Source organism: Myxococcus sp. SDU36 (genome assembly GCF_030168875.1).
Classification (GTDB): Bacteria; Myxococcota; Myxococcia; order Myxococcales; family Myxococcaceae; genus Myxococcus; species Myxococcus vastator.
On sequence record NZ_CP077414.1, the window covers coordinates 8,495,114 to 8,512,210 of the forward strand.

The 17,097-nt window shown below is 72.5% G+C and carries 11 protein-coding genes; 6 read left to right on the forward strand and 5 right to left on the reverse strand.

The window, feature by feature from the left end; all coding sequences use genetic code 11:
• Nucleotides 1-178: 178 nt before the first annotated feature.
• From mhpA to KGD87_RS34765, 3 genes are read right to left on the reverse strand one after another with little or no spacing between them, the layout of a single operon-like run.
• Nucleotides 179-1,756, reverse strand: a complete 1,578-nt coding sequence (mhpA, locus tag KGD87_RS34755; RefSeq protein ID WP_284665206.1) for a bifunctional 3-(3-hydroxy-phenyl)propionate/3-hydroxycinnamic acid hydroxylase MhpA — start codon at nt 1,754-1,756, stop codon at nt 179-181.
• A 39-nt stretch (nt 1,757-1,795) separates the two neighbouring features.
• The gene (locus KGD87_RS34760; protein WP_284665207.1) at nt 1,796-2,743 is read right to left on the reverse strand and encodes an NAD-dependent epimerase/dehydratase family protein; all 948 of its coding nucleotides are present in this window, start codon (nt 2,741-2,743) and stop codon (nt 1,796-1,798) included.
• On the reverse strand, nt 2,740-3,561 hold the full coding sequence (locus KGD87_RS34765; RefSeq protein ID WP_284665208.1) for a lysophospholipid acyltransferase family protein: 822 nt from the start codon (nt 3,559-3,561) through the stop codon (nt 2,740-2,742). Before KGD87_RS34765 ends, KGD87_RS34760 begins: the two co-directional genes overlap by 4 nt.
• Before the next feature lie 113 nt (nt 3,562-3,674).
• Between KGD87_RS34765 and KGD87_RS34770 the strand changes: the two genes are divergently transcribed.
• From KGD87_RS34770 to KGD87_RS34785, 4 genes are read left to right on the forward strand one after another with little or no spacing between them, the layout of a single operon-like run.
• Entirely contained in the window at nt 3,675-4,625 is a 951-nt protein-coding gene (locus KGD87_RS34770; RefSeq protein WP_284665209.1) for an ABC transporter ATP-binding protein, read from the forward strand.
• Complete coding sequence (locus KGD87_RS34775) at nt 4,625-5,650, forward strand: ABC transporter permease (protein ID WP_284665210.1); 1,026 nt, start codon at nt 4,625-4,627, stop codon at nt 5,648-5,650. Before KGD87_RS34770 ends, KGD87_RS34775 begins: the two co-directional genes overlap by 1 nt.
• Nucleotides 5,651-5,664: 14 nt before the next feature.
• A complete protein-coding gene (locus KGD87_RS34780; RefSeq protein ID WP_284665211.1) occupies nt 5,665-7,164 on the forward strand; it encodes a class I SAM-dependent methyltransferase in 1,500 nt (499 codons plus the stop codon).
• An 18-nt stretch (nt 7,165-7,182) separates the two neighbouring features.
• A complete protein-coding gene (locus KGD87_RS34785; RefSeq protein WP_284665212.1) occupies nt 7,183-8,349 on the forward strand; it encodes a pyridoxal phosphate-dependent aminotransferase in 1,167 nt (388 codons plus the stop codon).
• Nucleotides 8,350-8,358: 9 nt separating this feature from the next.
• Here KGD87_RS34785 and KGD87_RS34790 read toward each other — a convergent pair whose 3' ends face one another.
• Together KGD87_RS34790 and KGD87_RS34795 are read right to left on the reverse strand one after the other, a co-directional pair.
• Nucleotides 8,359-9,336 (reverse strand): fatty acid desaturase, encoded by a 978-nt coding sequence (locus KGD87_RS34790; protein ID WP_284665213.1) that lies wholly within the window; start codon nt 9,334-9,336, stop codon nt 8,359-8,361.
• Nucleotides 9,337-9,451: 115 nt separating this feature from the next.
• Complete coding sequence (locus KGD87_RS34795) at nt 9,452-10,954, reverse strand: class I SAM-dependent methyltransferase (protein WP_284665214.1); 1,503 nt, start codon at nt 10,952-10,954, stop codon at nt 9,452-9,454.
• A gap of 87 nt (nt 10,955-11,041) precedes the next feature.
• On the opposite strand from KGD87_RS34795, the gene KGD87_RS34800 reads away from it, so the two are divergent.
• Both KGD87_RS34800 and KGD87_RS34805 read left to right on the forward strand, forming a co-directional pair.
• The gene (locus KGD87_RS34800; protein ID WP_284665215.1) at nt 11,042-14,953 is read left to right on the forward strand and encodes a non-ribosomal peptide synthetase; all 3,912 of its coding nucleotides are present in this window, start codon (nt 11,042-11,044) and stop codon (nt 14,951-14,953) included.
• A 94-nt stretch (nt 14,954-15,047) separates the two neighbouring features.
• Entirely contained in the window at nt 15,048-17,096 is a 2,049-nt protein-coding gene (locus tag KGD87_RS34805) for an ABC transporter permease (protein ID WP_284665216.1), read from the forward strand.
• Nucleotide 17,097: the final 1 nt, after the last annotated feature.

Sequence of the window (17,097 nt, forward strand, 5' to 3'; positions counted from 1 at the left end):
AGGTCGCGTGATGGTCTGCCATCGCGGAGGGTTGGAAGCCTGCTCCTCTCATGGACTTCAATGCAACCCCCGGGGGAGGTATGGACAGCTGAGAGTGATTGTGCTCGGGCGAGTCAGACATTACATCCCGAGGTCTTCCGGACCCCGTGCTTGCAATGTCTGTCGTCCGTGCAACGGCTCACGCCTCTTCCACGCCCAGCGCCGCGCGAAGCTCGGGCATCCGGGCCAGGGGCACCGCGCCGAAGACGAAGCGGTCCGGCCGCACCACGGCCACGTCCGCGCCGTGCTCCCGGAACCACTCGGACAGCCTGCCGGTGTGGTCCTCCACGCTGTCGTCGCCCAGTCCCGGGACACCCGCGGAGCGCACGGTGACGGCGCGGGCCCCTAGGGACTCGGCCAGCTCACGGGCCACCTCCGTCCCCGGGCTGCCGCCCCGGCTCAGCACGGCGAAGCCAGCGCCCAGGCTGTCATCCAACAGGTGCTCCTCACCGGACGCGCGCCGCACGCGAGGCTGGGGAAGGTAGCTGCCCTCCGCGGCCCTCCGGCTCGAGCGGCGGCCGCCCAGCATCCAGCCTTCCTCGATGGCGGGCGCCGGCTTGAAGCGGAAGCCCTCCACGAAGCGGCGCGCGGCTGGAACGGCCTGGAGGCCCCGGAGCACGGTGTCGCGGACCCAGGCCAAGGGCGTGCTGCGCGCGGTGAACACGGCGCCCAGCCTCGCGGTGGCTTCGAGCAAGGCGCTCACGTGCGGACGGCGCTCCACGGCGTAGGTGTCCAGCAGCGCCTCGGGGGCGCGGCCCTGGAGGACCCACGCCAGCTTCCAGGTGAGGTTCGCCGCGTCGCGCAGGCCGGACACCAGGCCCTGCCCCATGAAGGGCGGCAGCAGGTGGGCCGCGTCTCCCGCCAGGAAGGTGCGGCCCACGCGCCAGCGCTGCGCCACCACCGAATGGAAGCTGTAGAGCTGCGCGCGCTCCACCGTCACCCGGTCCGGATTCACGTACGGCCCAATCAAGCGACGAATCGTGCCGGGCTGCGTCATCTCCTCGCCCGTCTCGCCCAGGCGCAGGCGGAACTCCCAGCGGAACCGCCCCACGGGGCCGCGCCCGACGAAGCCGGGGCGGGCCGGGTCGCAGACGACGTGACACTCCGCGGGCGCGTCCTCCTCCGCCACGGTGCCGGAGATGGCAATCCACGGCTCCTGCTCGCCGCGTCCTTCCATGGGGATGCCCAGCAGCGCGCGCACCGTGCTCCGCCCGCCGTCACAGGCCACCAGGTAGCGGGCGCGCACGCCGTGGCGGACGCCGGACGCGCGGTAGCGCACGGTGACGCCCGCGCCGTCCTGTTCCAGCGACTCTACCTCGGTGCCCGTGCGCAGCTCGGCGGCGGGGAAGCGGGAGAGGCCCTCGCGCAGCGCCTTCTCCAGGAGCGGCTGGTGGAAGAACCAGATGGGCGCGTGGCCGTAGCCGAAGTCCACCTGGCCCAACTGGACCTGGGCAATGGGCTGGCCGCCCACGCCGGTGAAGGTGACCTGCCGGCCCTGGCGCAGGTCCGGCTTCAGCGCGTCGAGCAGGCCCGCGGCCTGGTAGATGCGCAGGGCCTCGTCGTCACAGGAGAAGGCCCGGGGTTGGCCATGCGGCGCGGCCTCCCGTTCGAGGACGAGCACGCGCACGCCCTGGAGTCCCAGGAGGTTGGCGGTGAGCACGCCCACCGGCCCGCCTCCCGCGATGACCACGTCCACTTCCTCGATGTTGGCCGACATGGACTTCCCCCCGGAAGCAGGTTCGCTGCGGGGAGAAGTCTAACGTCCCTGGCTCCCCGCGGGGAGGATGGGCGCGGATTCGCGGTAGATGCGCAGCGAGTCCGCCACGCTGTGGCGGTATTCGAAGCCCGTGGCGTCCAGGAAGCGGCGGTTGTCCACGACGATGGGGAAGCGCAGGTGGTCCAGCGCGCCCACCGACAGGCGGGGGAGGCCCGCCCGGCCCAGCAGCAGCGACAGGAGCGGCGCGGGCAATGGCACCGCGGTGCGCCCTGTCTCCCGGACGATGACGGACAGCGGAATCGGCGGAGGGCCCGCCACGTTGAAGAGGCCCCGGGCCTGCTTCTCCAGCGCCAGCGTCAACGCCGTCACCACGTCTTCCTCCTGGAGGACGTGGAACAGCGGGTCGTACCCGAGCACCAGCGGCACGCGCCGACCCTTGAGGAAGGAGGACAGCGTGCCGGTGCCGGGAGCCCCCAGGGTGTAGGGCAGTCGCAGCACGGCCGTCGTTATCTTCGGCAGGCGCCACAGCGCGGTGGCCGCGTACAGGTCGGCGGCCACCAGGTCCGCCAGCTCTGGGATGGCCTCCAGCGCGCGGGGCGGCTCGTCCTCGGAGTGGTACAGCGGCGAGTCCGGCGCCGCGCCGTAGAAGGTGTGCCGTCCCACGAAGAGGAGCTGCTTCACGCCGTGGGCCGCGCAGTGGTCGAACACCGCCTTGGTGCCGTCCAGGTTGATGCGCCCGCGCTCCTTGCCCGGCACCGTGAACGCGGTGACGGTGGCCATGTGCACCACCGCCTCGGGACGCCAGCGGCGAAAGACGTCCTCCGCGGCGCGCTTGCGCACGTCGCCCCGGTAGACCTGGATGCCGGCCTCGTTGGCCTCGGCCCAGGGGCGGGTGTCGATGCCCGCCACCTGATGCCCCCGCGCGTGCAGGTGCAGTGCGAGCTGGCGGGCAATGCCTCCGGAGATGCCTGGAATCAGCACCCTCATGGCAGCAGGTTCCTTCCCACCCGCCGGCTGTGCCGCTGCGCGCGGCCGCGCTCGATGAGCCCCGCGATGCGCTGCTTCACCTTCGACACATAGCCCTCGATGACGTGGTCCTCCTCGTCCCCCGTGCCGTGGAACATGAGCGGCTCGCCGTAATGGATGTCCAACTGCACCGGCAGGGGCAGCGGCAACAGGTACGGCGTCAGCGGGACGTAGGGCACGCCGAGCAGCTTCCCCAGCGTGTACGCGTTGAACACGGTGGGGATGGCAGAGCCCCCGCCCAGGAACGCGAAGGGGATGATGGGCGAGCGCGTCTGCAGCGCCAGGCGGACGAAGCCGGTGCCGAAGTCCACCAGCGAGTAGCGCTCGTTGAAGAGCTTGGCCGTGCCGCGCGCGCCCTCGGGGAAAATCATCAGCAGCCGGTCATCCTCCAGCAGCCGCTTCGCGTGCTCGGGCAGCCCGATGAACTGACCGGTGCGGCTGGCCCACAGCGAGGACACGGGGAAGTTGTGGAGGAAGCGCTCCACCATGCCCTGCGCCAGCCGGGGCGGGTCCATCTCCAACATGGTGGACGTCAGCACCATGGCGCCGTCCACCGCCACGCCGCCGGAGTGGTTGCCCACCAGCATTCCGCGGCCCCGCGGGGGGATGTGCTCCACCCCGTAGCAGCGCACGCGGAAGTAGTACCGGTAGATGGCGCCAAAGACGCGCAGCGCATGCCTCACGTGAGACTTGGAGATGCCATACGGGTCGACGCCGTATTCGTTGAACGGCAGTTCCAGCCGGTCCACCCGGGCTTCCAATGAGTCGGTCAGGGCCACGGGGGCACCGTAGCACCCCGGCGTGCCCGGCCCCGCCGCTTTCCACCACGGGTTCGTTGGGCACCCGCCGGGTGTTGAGCCATACTCGCCCGCGCTCCCCCAGCCCCCCATCCATGACACACCAGGACGAGCTCGCCATCGAGGTGAAGGGTTTGGTCAAACGTTTCGGCGACGTCACCGCCGTGGACGGAATCGACCTGGACATCCGCCGTGGCGAGTGCGTGGGCCTGCTGGGCCCCAACGGCGCGGGCAAGACGACGACGGTGGAAATCCTCGAGGGCCTCCAGCCGGCCACCTCGGGGGAGGTGCGGCTGCTGGGCCTGCGCTGGGAGACGGACGCGCAGGTGCTGCGGGAGCGCATTGGCATGACGCTCCAGGAGACGCGGCTGGTGGACCAGCTCACGGTGGAGGAGATGGTGCGGCTGTTCGCCTCCTTCTACCCACGCCCCCTGGAGGTCGAGGCGCTCATCGGGCTGGTGCAACTGGGCGAGAAGCGCCATGCCCGGGTGGGCAAGCTGTCCGGTGGCCAGAAGCAGCGGCTGGCGCTGGCGCTGGGACTGGCGGGAGACCCGGACGTGCTCTTCCTGGATGAGCCCACCACCGGGCTGGACCCGCAGTCTCGCCGCGCGTTGTGGGACGTGGTGGCGCAGCTCAAGGCGCGCGGGCGCACCGTGGTGTTGACCACGCATTACATGGATGAGGCCGAGGTGCTGTGCGACAGGCTGGTCATCATCGACCGGGGCCGGGTGATTGCGCGCGGGACGCCGCGGGACATCATCACCTCGCTGGGCGCGGAGCAGGTCATCGAGCTGGAGGCGGAGCCCTCGCCGGACCTGGAGCGCCTGCGCCCGCTGCCGTCGGTGGTGGCGGCCCAGCGGCACGCCGGCCGCATCACCCTCCGGGTGCGCGAGCTGCACCTGGCGCTGCCGGAGGTGCTGCGCGAGGTGGCGGCGGGGGGCGGTCAGCTGCTGCACCTGTCCACCCGGCGTCCCACGCTGGATGACGTCTTCATCGACATGACGGGCCGCTCCCTGCGCGAGTCCGCGGAAGAGAAGGCGACCTGATGAGCGCCCTGGGCCAGCTGGTGGTGATGCGGCTGCGCATGTTGATGCGGCAGCCGGAGGTGCTCTTCTGGACGTTCGTCTTCCCCGTCGTCACCACGCTGTTCCTGGGGATGGCGTTCCGGAATGACTCCCTGGGCCCGGTGCACGTGGCCGTGGCGGAGGGGCCGGGCGCGCCGGCGCTGATGGCGAAGCTGGAGGGCGTGCCGGAGCTGTCTGCCGAGGTCGCGGACGAGGCGTCCGCCCGGCGGCGGCTGGCGCGCGGACAGCTCTCCCTGGTGCTGCTGCCGGGCGCGGTGCCCGAGGCGCTGGTGGACCCCAGCCAGGCGGAGGGCCGCACCGCGCGGCTCCTGGTGGAACAGGCGCTCGCCGCGCCGCGAGACGCCGCGCGTCCCGCCGTGGTGAAGGCCACGCCGGTGTCGGAGCCGGGCAACCGCTACGTCGACTTCCTCATCCCTGGCTTGCTGGGCCTGTCGTTGATGTCCAGCAGCCTGTGGGTGGTGGCCGGCTCGCTGGTGGCGATGCGCGGAGGCCGGCTGCTGAAGCGGCTGGCCGCGACGCCCATGCGCCGCTCCCAGTTCTTCCTGTCCTACCTGCTGGCTCGCTCGGGGTTCGCGCTGGCTGAGATTCTCTTCTTCTGTGCCTTCGCGCGCTGGCTCTTCGGTGTGCCGATGTTCGGCAGCTACTTCACGTTGACGCTCGTGGGGCTCGCGGGTGCGCTGTGCTTCGCCGCGCTCGGTGTGCTGGTGGCCATCCGGGCGCGGACGGAGGAGGCGGTGGGCGGGCTCGTGAACCTCGTCTCGCTGCCGATGATGTTCGTCTCCGGCGTCTTCTTCGCGTCCGGGAACTTCCCGTCCTGGTTGCAGCCCGTCATCCGGGCCCTGCCGCTCACGGCCATCAATGACTCGCTGCGAGCCGTCATGCTGGAGGGCGCGGGCCTGTCGTCGCTGGGCGCGCCCATGCTGGTGCTGGCGGTGTGGACCGTGGTGCCACTGCTGTTGGCCCTTCGTTGGTTTCGTTGGACGTAAAGGAGCGCTGCTTCGTGTCACAGCCCGTGTTCGCGCCGTCCCCCGCCTTCGTGCAGCAGCTCAACTTCCACGCGCGAGACGCCAGCAACGAGGCCTCCGCGCTCCAGGCAGCCTTCGCGCTGGGTCTCTTCGGGCACCTCCCGGAGGCGGGCTCGGGTGAGCCGGTGTCCCTGGAGGCGCTCGCGGCGCGCGTGGGCGGCACCTGGCGCGGGACGCGCTCCGTCGTCGAGCCGCTGGTCGCGCTGGGCTTCGTCCACCTGGAGGACGGGCGGGGGTATTCGCTGCCCGCGTCGACCGCGGCCTTCCTCCGGGACGATGCGTTCACCGCGGGGCTGCGGGAGGCGCGGCGCTGGTGGCATCCGCTGGCGCTGCTGCCGCGGGCCGTGCGCGGTGGCGGCCCGGTGGCGTGGGGCGGAGAGACGTGGGACGTGCTCGGGTGGTACCGCGCGCTGTTCCTGTCGCCACCGCCGGCCACCCCGAGCGCCGAGGCCCGGGACTTCCATGACCGCTTCGCCCGCAACCCCGCGCGCACGCTGGCGCTGGTGACGGCCGCGGAGCTGGAGGTGCTGGCGAAGCTGGTGCGCGGGCCCGTGCCGCTGGACGTGCTGGCGCGGGAAGTGGGCGCGCCGGCGGAGGCGCTGGAGGTGTTGCTGGGCGCGCTGGCGGCGATGGGCATCGCCCAGGCGCGGGAGTCGGGCTGGGGCTTCACGGAGGCCGCGGGCCGGGCGCTGGACGCCCAGAGCCTGCCGTACTTCCAGCGGGCGCTGCCGGCGACCATGGCCTATTGGGAGGCGCTGGGGCACCTGGACGAGGCGGTGCGCGAGCAGCGCTTCCGGTTGGACTTGCGGGACGCGGAGACGGCGCGGCGCATCTACCAGGAGAACGCCTCGCGCATCTCCAGCATCTTCGCCTCGCACCTGCGGCTGAGCAGGCAGGCCGCGGCGCGGGTCCGGTCGATGCGGCCCCTGGCGCAGGCGCGCGTGTTGGACGTGGGCACCGGCTCGGGCGTGTGGGGCGCGGCCTTCGGGTTGGCGGACCCCACCACGCACGTCACGTACCTGGATTCGCCGCACGTGCTGGACGCGGTGCGCCCCCACCTGGCGAAGCTGAAGCTGGAGGCCCGCTCCGAGCTGTGGGCGGGGGACTGCCTCTCGGTGGACTACGGCGAGTCCCGCTACGACGTCATCCTGCTGCCGCAAATCATCCCCGCGCTGCCGCCCTCGGAGCTCCCGGGTTTCTTCGCGCGGCTGGCCCGGGCGCTGCGGCCCGGCGGGCTGCTGCTCATCTCCGGCTACCTGCTGACGGACCGGCGCGACGGCCCGCTGGACGCGCTCTACTTCGCGCTGCGCCGGTACGTGACGAACGAGGGAGACGTGCTGTCGCTGCCGGAGTTCCGCGCGCTGCTGTCGCCCGTGGGCCTCACGGAGGCCCGCGGCTTCGACATGCCCATCCAGCAGGTCGTCATCGCCCACCGGGGCGACGTCGCGTGGCCGGACGTCACCCCCGCCGCCTGATTCCTTTTCGGGAGCTTCATGGAACCGCTGCGCACCTTCTTCATGGAGGACTACCTGGAGGGCTCGCGCTTCACCGCGCGCTTCAACCTGGGTGAGTCCGGTGGACGCCCCGTCACCGTGGGCGAGCTGCTAATCGGCTCGGGGGTCAGCGCCGAGCGCGCCGCCGAGGTGTTCCTCTCCACGCCTCTGAATGACAGCCCCAACTGGGGCCGCGCGGACCTGCGCGACGCGGTGGCGGCCATGCACCCGGGCGCCACGCGGGACAACGTCCTCATCACCACCGGCACCAGCGAGGCGTTGCTGCTGCTCTTCCGCCAGCTCCGTCCGCGCAAGGTGGCCCTGGCGTGGCCGGCCTTCCAGCTCCTCTACGAGCTGCCCCAACGGCAGGGCGCGGAGGTGGTGCGGCTGCCCGTGAAGTGGGATGTGGATGGCGTGCCGTCCGTGGACGCGGACCTGTGGCTGGAGCGGCTGGAGCGCGAGCAGCCCGACACCGTCATCATCAACAACCCGCACAACCCCAGCGGCCTGGTGCTGGAGGCGGAGCTGCTGGCGGCGGTGGAGCGCTGGGCGGAGCGGACGGGCGCGACCGTGGTGGGGGACGAGCACTACCGCTTCCTGTCCTCGGAGACGTCCGTGCTGGGCGAGTCCGTCTACCGGCCGGGCTCGCGGCACTTCGTCACCGGCTCCTTCATCAAGTGCCTGGGCTGCCCGGGGCTGCGCATCGGCTGGACGGTGGGCGACACGGCGATGCTGTCGCGGATGCAGAACGAGAAGAACTACACGACGCACACCGTGAACCCGGTGACGGAGTGGGTGGCGCGCGAGGTGCTGCGGGATTTGGACAGCCCGGCGCTGCGCCGCGCGCGGGAGGACTGGCTGCGCAACCGCGCCACGCTTTCGTCCTTTCTGGCGCGCTCGCGCGGCGTCTATGGCGTCGCGCCCCAGGGCGGGCTCGTCACCTGCATCGGCCTGCGGGAGGCTCGGGACGACGCCCGCGCGGAGACGCTGCTCCAGGCGCTGGCGGACGCGGGCGTGTTCGTCCTGCCGCTGAGCGCCATGGAGGCGGGCTCGCCGGATGGGACGCATCCGCTGGAGCGCGGGCACGGTTTCCGCTTGGGGCTGGGCATCGCGCCGGAGCGCTTCTCCGAGGCGCTGGACGCCATCGAGCGCGCCACCGCTCGCTGAGCACCCGCGCTACCGCGTCAGGGACGAGAAGGCATGCTCGCGCGCGGCATAGTCCGCGTCGCGCAGCAGCAGTTGATGCACGCGCCCCTGGAAGGACGTGGGCACCGCGGGGAAGAGGTGGTGCGTGAGGTGGTACTCGTCGTTGCGCGGGAAGAGCAGCCGGTTGAGCCAGCCCCACGCGAAGACGTGATTGCGGGAGCGGTGGAACTCGTCCGCGGAGGAGATGATGCCCGCGTGGTCCACCGCGTCCGACCAGTAGCGGATGACCTGGTAGGCGACGAAGTAGGGGACGACGTAGGCGCGCAGGAACACGTCCCAGCCCACGACGAAGTGCGCCACGGCGAGCAGGCCGCCGATGAAGCTCCAGCGCAGCAGCGTCACCCAGGCCGGGTCCTCGCGGTGGAGCAGCACCGGGCGGATGAAGGCGGGCAGGTGGATGAGCAGCAGGGGGCGCAGCAGGTGTGACTTCACGAAGGGCCGGGACGGGTCCGCGAAGCCGAAGCGGCGGCGCGGCTGGAAGTCCAGGTCCTTCTCCGCGTCACCCAGGTGGAGATGGTGGGTGAAGTGGTCCCTGCGGTACGGGTCCAGGGCCGTCAGGTCCAGCACCGCCAGCAGGTGCCCCAGGCTCCGGTTGTGGCGCTTGCCGCGCACCAGCATGCCGTGACACGCCTCATGGAGCATGTTGCCCACCGCGCGAAAGCGCGTCGCGATGAGGAAGGCGGCCAGCGGGTACAGGAGCCAGGCGGCGCGGGGCGCGTGTGGCAGCAGCAGCTCGAAGGCCGCCGCGACAACCACGGCCAGACCCAGGTGCAGCGCCAGGTGGGCCAACGCGCCGGGCACGGAGTGCGAGTGATAGCCGAGCGCGGCGACCTCACGCGCGTATTCGGAGCGCAGCCTCGCGGCGACGGACCCCGAGCGCACGCCACGCACGGGCCGGGCGGCCGGGGACGGCAGGGCGTCGTTGTCCTCCTGCGGCGCGGCGCTCACGGACGACCTTTCGGGGCGAGGGGGCGGACAGGGGTGAACGCTATCCGGGCACCGTCCCCCGGGCAAGGCGAGGGGCGGGAGATGTCTCGTGTTGTGTCAGGTGTATCGCGCTGTGTCAGGCGGAAGGCGGCCGGGCCGGTGGGGCCAGCGCGGTGGGCAGGGCCACGCCGGCTCGCGCCGCGAACACCAACTCCTGGGTGGGGAGGGGGATACAGACGGACGTGGTGAGGCCCACGTCCGCGAGCAGCTTCGCGTACTCGGACGCGGAGAGCAGGTCACCCTCGTTCGTCATGAAGCGGCGGAAGCCGAAGTAGAGGTGGTCCAGGGGACCGTCGCGGCGCTCGTTGAGCACGTACTCGGCGATGACGAGGACTCCGTCCGGACGCAGTGCCCGGGCCACGCGAGCGAAGATGGCTGGGACGTCCTTCGGGCTCAGCACGTTGAGCACCTGGGGGAGGATGATGACGTCGAAGTCCGCGGCGCCGAAGTCCTGGGTGAAGAGGTTCCCCGGCCAGAAGCGCGCCCGGTCCGCGACCTCCAGCTTCGCGACATTGCGGCGCACCTGCTCCAGCACGACGGCCTGGTCGAAATAGGTGACGTGCGTGGTGGGCGACGAGCGCGCGAAGGCCGCGCCCCACACGCCCGACCCGGTGCCGATGTCCAGCACCGCGGCGCGCTCCAGCGGACGCACGCGCGCGAGCGTGGCGGCGGCGCGGCGGCTGAGCTGGAAGTGGGTGGCGAACACGGCGGTGATTTGCTGGGAGTTGTCCGCATAGAAGCGCCCGCTCACCTCGGGGTCCTTCAGGTCGAGCACGTAGCGCTCGTGGCGCACCGTCTCCTCCAGGCGGCCCAGGGCCTCCCAGTACCGCGCGGACACGGACAGCGAGCGCACCAGGTAGGCCAGGGCCTTTCCTTCCAGCAGCGCCTTCGCCTCGGGTGTCAGCGCCCACCCAGCTTCCTGACGCCGCGTCATTCCCAGCACGGCCAGCGCTTCGAGCAGCACCCCGGGGGTGCGCGTGGAGGTGGCCTCGCCCAGCGCCTGCTCCGTGCGGACGCCGTCGGTGAGCGCCGCCAGCAGCCCGCTCTGTCCCGCGGTCAGGAGGACCTGGGTGCGCAGGCCGCCGCGGGTGAAGCGGTCGAAGAAGTCCTCGTGCGCGGGGGTGGCGAAGGGCGTGGGCGCCACCAGCCGGTCGCGGAGGTGGCTGAGCACGTCCCAGCGCTGTCCCTCGAAGTCCACCGGCTCGCCGGACTTCACGGCGTCGGCCAGCAGCCCCATGGGGCCCCACCAGGGGAGCTCGGCTTGAAGCTGTTGCCGGAAGGCCGCGTCGCCCAGGAGGGTGGCGGTGTGGGGCGCGAGGCTGAAGCGGCGCGCGCCGTCCATGCGGACGAAGTCCAGGCACACCAGCAACTCCAGCAGCGAGCGGAGTCCTCGCGCGGAACAGCCGAGCCGCTCCGCCAGGGGCTCCACCGGCAGCGGCGCGTCACCCCCCTCCACGGTGAGTGCGTCGAAGAGCCCCACCCGGAGCGATGTCTGGAAGAGGGCGGACTCGTTGGAGGCGTTGCGCGCCCAGAAGTGGAGTGACTGCGCGAGGGAGACGGGCTCGTGGGGGGCGGCCATGAGCCCATAGCTTGTTCCCACCCGTCCTCCGGGTGCAACCCGGCTCGCTCGCGACAGGGCCGGGAGCGGCTCTGATACGCTTGAGACATGGAAACACGCGCGTCGATGGTGCAGCTCGTCGAGGAGTTCCTGCGTGCGGAAGGGCGCGTCCGTGACGTCTGGGTATCGCCCGAGGTGGCCTGGGTGGTGCCTCGGCGCGCGGTGCGAGCGGCCGAACTGGACGCGCTGCTTCGTGAGCACCTGGGGCCGAGTGTGCCCGCCGTGGCGCTGGTGGACGCGCTGCCGCGGCTCGACTCCGGCGACGTGGACGCGGCGGCGCTGCTTCAGGGCACACCGCCCGTGCCCGCGAGGCTTCAGGCCCTGGAGGACGCGCTGCGGCAGCAGGGCCTCGAGTCGGTGGCGCTCGTGGGGACCCGGCGGGACGACGAGGTCCACACGCCGCTGGACGCCTTGCTTCCCGCCGCGCTGCGACCGAACGCGGGGGGCGTGGCGCCCGTGTCTTCGGCCCGCGCGCTGGAGCGGAGGGACGCGGGAGGTCGGCCTTCCGTCATCGATTCAGGGCCGCGCCGCGGGCCCGAAGGGGCGCCGCGGACGCTCGTCGAGCTGCTCCAGCAGGCGGTGGCGCACGCTCCGGGTCATGTCATCACCTTCATCGACGTGCAGGGGCAGCGGGAGACGCTGACCTTCGCCGCGCTCTGGGACGAGGCGCTCCGGTTGTGGGGCGGCCTGCGGGCGCGTGGCGTGAAGGCGGGTGACCGGGTGATGCTCGCGATGGAGCGCCCGGGGGATTTCGTGCGGGGCTTCTGGGCCTGCACGCTCGGCGGCGTGGTGCCGGTGCCGCTGGCGCTGCCTGCGTCACTGGAGCGCTCGCAGCCGGGCGTCGCTCGGCTCAGCTCGGTGTCGGAGCGGCTGGGGACACCGTTGCTGCTCACGGAGGCGAGGGCCACGGCGCCGCTGTCGGAGGCGGGGCTTCGCGCCCTGTCGCTGCAAGCCCTGTCGGGCGCGGAGCCGGGGCCTCCCGCGGCCGTGGATTCGGAGGCGCCCGCCATCCTCTCCTTCACGTCGGGGAGCACCGGGCGCCCCAAGGGCGTGGTGTTGAAGCACGCCAACCTGATGGCGATGGGCGAGGGGATGGTGGCGGGCGGCTGGTACCTGCCGGGGGACGTGGGCGTGAGCTGGATGCCCTTGGACCATGTGGCGGGGACGAGCTACCCCCACCTGCTCGCGCTGCGCACCCGGACGCCGCATGTGCTGGTGGCGCGCGACTACGTCCTGTCGGACGTGCTGCGCTGGTTGGATTTGCTCACGGAGTTCGGCGGGACGATGAGCTGGGCCCCCAACTTCGCCTACGGCCTGGTGGCGGACCGGCTGGAGCGCGGCGAGCGCCGCGCGTGGCGGCTGGAGCAGGTGCGCGTGCTGGGCTGTGGTGGAGAGTCCGTGCTGCCCGCGACGCTCCGGCGCTTCACGGCGCCCCTGCGTGACAGCGGGCTGCGCGAGGACGCGGTGTGTCCGGCCTGGGGCATGGCGGAGACGTCGTCCTACTTCTCGATGACGCGGGGCGTGCGGACCCATCCCGTGGAAGGGGCGACGGAGCTGGGACCGCCTCCGGTGGGCGCGGCCCTGCGTGTGGTGGACGACGCCGACGCGGTGGTCCCCGAAGGTCAGGTCGGCCACCTGCAGGCCCGGGGCGCGCAGGTGCTGTCCGGCTATCTGGACGACGCGGAGCTCAACGCGCGCTCCTTCACCGCCGATGGTTGGTTCCGCACCGGGGACATGGCCGTGATTCAAGACGGACAGATGTCCATCGCGGGGCGCCAGAAGGAGGTCCTCATCCTCCATGGCAACAACGTCTACCCGCAGGACATCGAGGAGGTGGTGGAGTCGGTACCCGGCGTGCTGCCGTCGTACACCGTGGCGTGTCCGACGCGGAGCGGAACGGCGCAGACGGATGAGCTGGCTGTCTGCTTCGTTCCCACGCCGGACGCGCCGCCGCTGGCGGAGCTGCTGCGGAGCATCCGGGAGAAGGTGGGCCGGGTGCTCGGCTTCCACGTCGCGCACCTGCTGCCCCTGGCGCGTCAGCAGGTGCCACGCACGGAGCTGGGGAAGCGCGGGCGCACCGAGCTGCGGCGCCGTTTCGAGGCGGGTGAGCTGGTCACCGAGCACCACCGCGCGCTGCGCGTCCTGGGCGGACCCGCCACGATGCCGCCGTGCCTGGCGGTGTCCCGGTGGGTGCCTCGGCCGCTGGTGTCCAGGGCGGCGGCGCGCGGGGCCGTGGTCGTCATCGCGGACGAAGCCTTCGCCGGGGCCCTGCGCGAACAGGTGGACGGTCGCGAGGTGGTGCGGGTGGCGCCGGAGGAGAGCGGTGCGCTCGCTCGTGCCATGGACGCGCTCGCGGAGCGCGGTGTGCCCTGTGGCGACGTGGTGGTGTTGCTTCCGGAGGCGCGGGAGCCGCCCGCGGTCCGTGAGACTTCGCTTCGCATGGCGCCACTGCTCGGCGCGCTCCAGGCCCTGTCCAAGAGAGACGAGGGCGCTCCGGCCGTGCGCGTGCTCGCGGTGCTCCCGGAGTCGGGTGCGGACGACGCGGGGGCGCTGGCCGCCTTGCTGACGCCGGGCCTGCTCTGGACTGCCGTGGCGGAGGTCGCGGGGCTGGAGGCGCGGGTGGCATGGACGCCTCCGGACTCCTCCGCCACCGCCCATGCCGTGGCCCGCGAACTCGCCGCCCAGGATGCGGCGCGCGAGGTCGCGTGGCGGCAAGGCACGCGGTGGGAGCGCGTCTTCACCCCGTGGACGCCGCCACCGCTCGCGGCACCCCGGCGCCTCAAGCGGGAAGGGCTCTACCTGGTGACGGGAGCGCTCGGTGGCCTGGGGCGTGAATGGGCGCGGCGGCTGCGGGAGGGGCTGGGCGCCCGGCTTCTGCTCGTGGGGCGGCGCCCTCAGGGGCCCGAGGCCAGGGCACTGGAGTCCGAGCTGGGCGCCGCGAAGTACGTCTCCGTGGACGTCACGGACGAGGCCGCGCTGCGGAATGCCGTGCACGACGCGGTGGCGCACTTCGGTCAGCCGCTCGACGGCGCCTTCCACTTCGCGGGCACGCTGACGCCCGTCGCGTTGGCGCACGAGACGCCGGAGTCCCTGGTCCAGGGCGCCGCCGCACATGCACTGGGCGCGCGGGCCGTCGCGGCGGTCTTGAAGGACAGCCCCCAGGCCGTCTGCGTCTTCGCGGCGTCGTTGATGGGCACGCTGGGCGCGGGCCGCCACGCGGCCTACTGCGCGGGTACGGCCTTCCTCGAGCGTTTCGCCGAGCGGCTGACGGCGCAGGGGCGCCACGCGGTGGCGGTATCCCTGAGCCAGGTGCGGGAGACGGGGCTCGCGCGCTCCCTGGGCGCCGCGCCCCCGGGCTACCGGGTGCTGGAGCCATCCCAGGCCCTGGCCTCCGTGGCCCTGGCGGCGGAGCACGCGCCCGCTCACCTGCTGGCGGGGGTCGCGGGGGCGGCCTGGCCCTGGCGTCAGGCGGGCCTTGGCGCGGGGAGTTGCCTGGACACAGCCCATGTCTTGCTGGTGCCGCGGCCGGGAGGCGCCGCGCCCACGGCGCTCTCCGACGCAGTGCTCCATCCGCTGCCGGAATGGCCTCGCCGCGCGGACGGCGCGGTGGACCGTGACGCCTTGGCCGCCGACCTCTCCGGGGCGGGGGACGGCGCTGCCGCCGGGCCATTCGAGACGGTGGTGATGGACGCCTTCCACGAGGTGCTCGGCGCCCAGGGTGTGGGCGTCGGGACTGACTTCTTCACGTTGGGTGGCAGCTCGCTCCAGGCCACCCGGGTGGTGGCGCGCATCAACGAGCGCACCGGCCTGAGGCTGCGCGAGGTGGCCCTGTTCGAGCACCCCACTGCCACGGCGCTGGCGGAGCACGTGCGACGCGTGGTGGACCTGACGCAGTTGGACGTCTCTGTGCTCAGCGACGCGCAGGTGGCCCTGCTCCTGCTCGTGCTGGAGCCCACGTGAGCGGGGGCGGTAGTCCCTCCTCCTCGTCCGTTGTAGCGTCCAGCCTCCCGGGCATCCGTCTTGCCCGGACATGGCACCGGACCGAGGAGTCTGCGTGACGCTGTGGTGGCTCACCGTTCAAAGTGTGCTGGCCCGCCCCCGAAGCTGGGTGGTGGGGCTGCTGGCGGCAGGCGCGGCGGCGCTGCTGACGCCGGGCGTGTCGCTGATGGGCAGCATCCATGATGGCACGCGGCGCAGCCTCATCGAGAGCGGCGCGGGGGACCTCCAGGTCTACGCCACCGCCTCCATCGGAACGCCCCAGGTGGTCGTGGGGCCAGGGGGTGTCCCGGACCTGCGACCCATCCCCGACTACGGCGCCCTGGAACCCCGGCTGCGCGAGCTGCCTGGCGTCCAGGAGGTGGTGCCGCTGGAGCTGGGCATGGGCGCCACGTTCCGTGGCAACGCCCTGGATGAGAAGCTGGCGGTGTTGCGCGAGGCGGCGCGGGCGCCGGCCTCCGAGGCGCGGGACGCGCGGCTGCGCCGTCTGGGCGAGGACCTGCGGCTGACGCTGGCGCGGGTGGCGCGCAACGCGGACCGCCGGAGCGAGGCCTTCGCGGACGAGCCCGCCTTCGCGGATGACCTGCGCGTGCTGCGGGACGCGGCCGAGCCCGCGTTCTGGGAGCGGCTCACCGAGGACCCACAGGGCCTGCTGGAGGTGTTGGAGAACCGCGTGGCGCGGCAGGCGGGCGAGGGTGAAGAGCTCCCCGTGGACTACCTGGGCACGGACGTGGCGCGCTTCGCCCGGGCCTTCCCGCGCTTCGAGCTCGTCTCCGGACAGCTTCCTCCACCAGGGACGCGGGGCCTCGTCATGGGGCACGCGACGTACGAGCAGCACTTCAAGCACCCCATCGCCGTGCGCATGGACACGCTGCGCCGCGAGCGCGAGCGGGGCCTCACATTGGCGGAGGACGAGCAGCTGCGCACGCTGGTGGAGCGCAACGTCGCGGAGGTGCCGGACCTGGTGGCCCGCCTGGACATCGAGCGCGCCACGGCGCTCCAGGCCGGGCTGGCCCGCGTGCTGGGCGAGACGGGCGAGCTGGAGGCACTGCTGGCGCGCTTCCTCTCGGTGGATGACGCCAGCTTCGATACCCGCTTCGGACAGTTCTACGGCGAGCTGGCGCCCTCGCTGCCGCTGTACCGGCTCAAGCCCGGGGACGTGCTGTCACTGAAGACGCCGCTGGAGAGCGGCACAGCCGTGCCGGTGCGCGTCTTCGGCACCTTCCGCTTCCGGGGCCTGGGCGGCGACGACGGCCGCGTCAACACCATGAGCGTGGTGGACCTCGTCACGGCGCGGCACCTGTCCGGCCGCTTCACCCAGGCCCAGCAGGACGAGGCGCGGGCGCTGTTCGAGACCTTCGGCATGGAAGGGGAGGCCCTGGCGCCCCCCGAGGCCCTGGACGCCTTCCATCCGCCCGACATCGTGGACGCGGAGGCGCAGACGGCGCACACCGAACAGGCCCCTGTGTTCGAGCGTGCCCGGGCCCTGCCGGAGACCTTCTCCGAGGACGAGCTCACACGCGGCGCGGTGTTGCAGGCCGCGGTGGTGCTGGCGCCCGGCGCCTCCGCGGAGGACGTCGCGGCGGGCATTCGCGCGCTGCCGGGTGGTGAAGCCCTGGCCACGGTGGGTTGGCAGGAGGCGGGTGGGTTGCTGGCCGGTCTGGTGGTGATGCTCCAGGCGGTGCTGCTGCTCTTCGCCCTGCTGATGTCCTCCTTCGTCGCGCTGGTGGCCGCTGGAACGCTGCTGCTGCTGGCGCGGGAGCGCGTGGCGGAGGTCGGCACGCTGCGCGCGGTGGGAATGCAGCGTCGCGAGGTCTTCAGCTCGCTGCTACTGGAAGGGTCGCTGCTGGGCGGTATCGGCAGCGTCCTGGGCGCGGTGCTGGGCGCGGCGCTGCTGTGGCTGGCGACCGGAGATGGCGTGGCGGTGGAGGATGGCTCCCTGCAGTTCTTCCTGGGTGGCCCGGTGCTGCGCCCGGAGCTGGCGCTGGGAGGAACCGTGGCCGTGGTGGTGGCGGTGACGGCCGTGGTGCTGCTGGCGACCCTGGTTCCGGCCTGGCGAGGCAGCGCGGTGGCGCCCATTGAAGCCATGCGGAAGGGCGAGGGCTGAA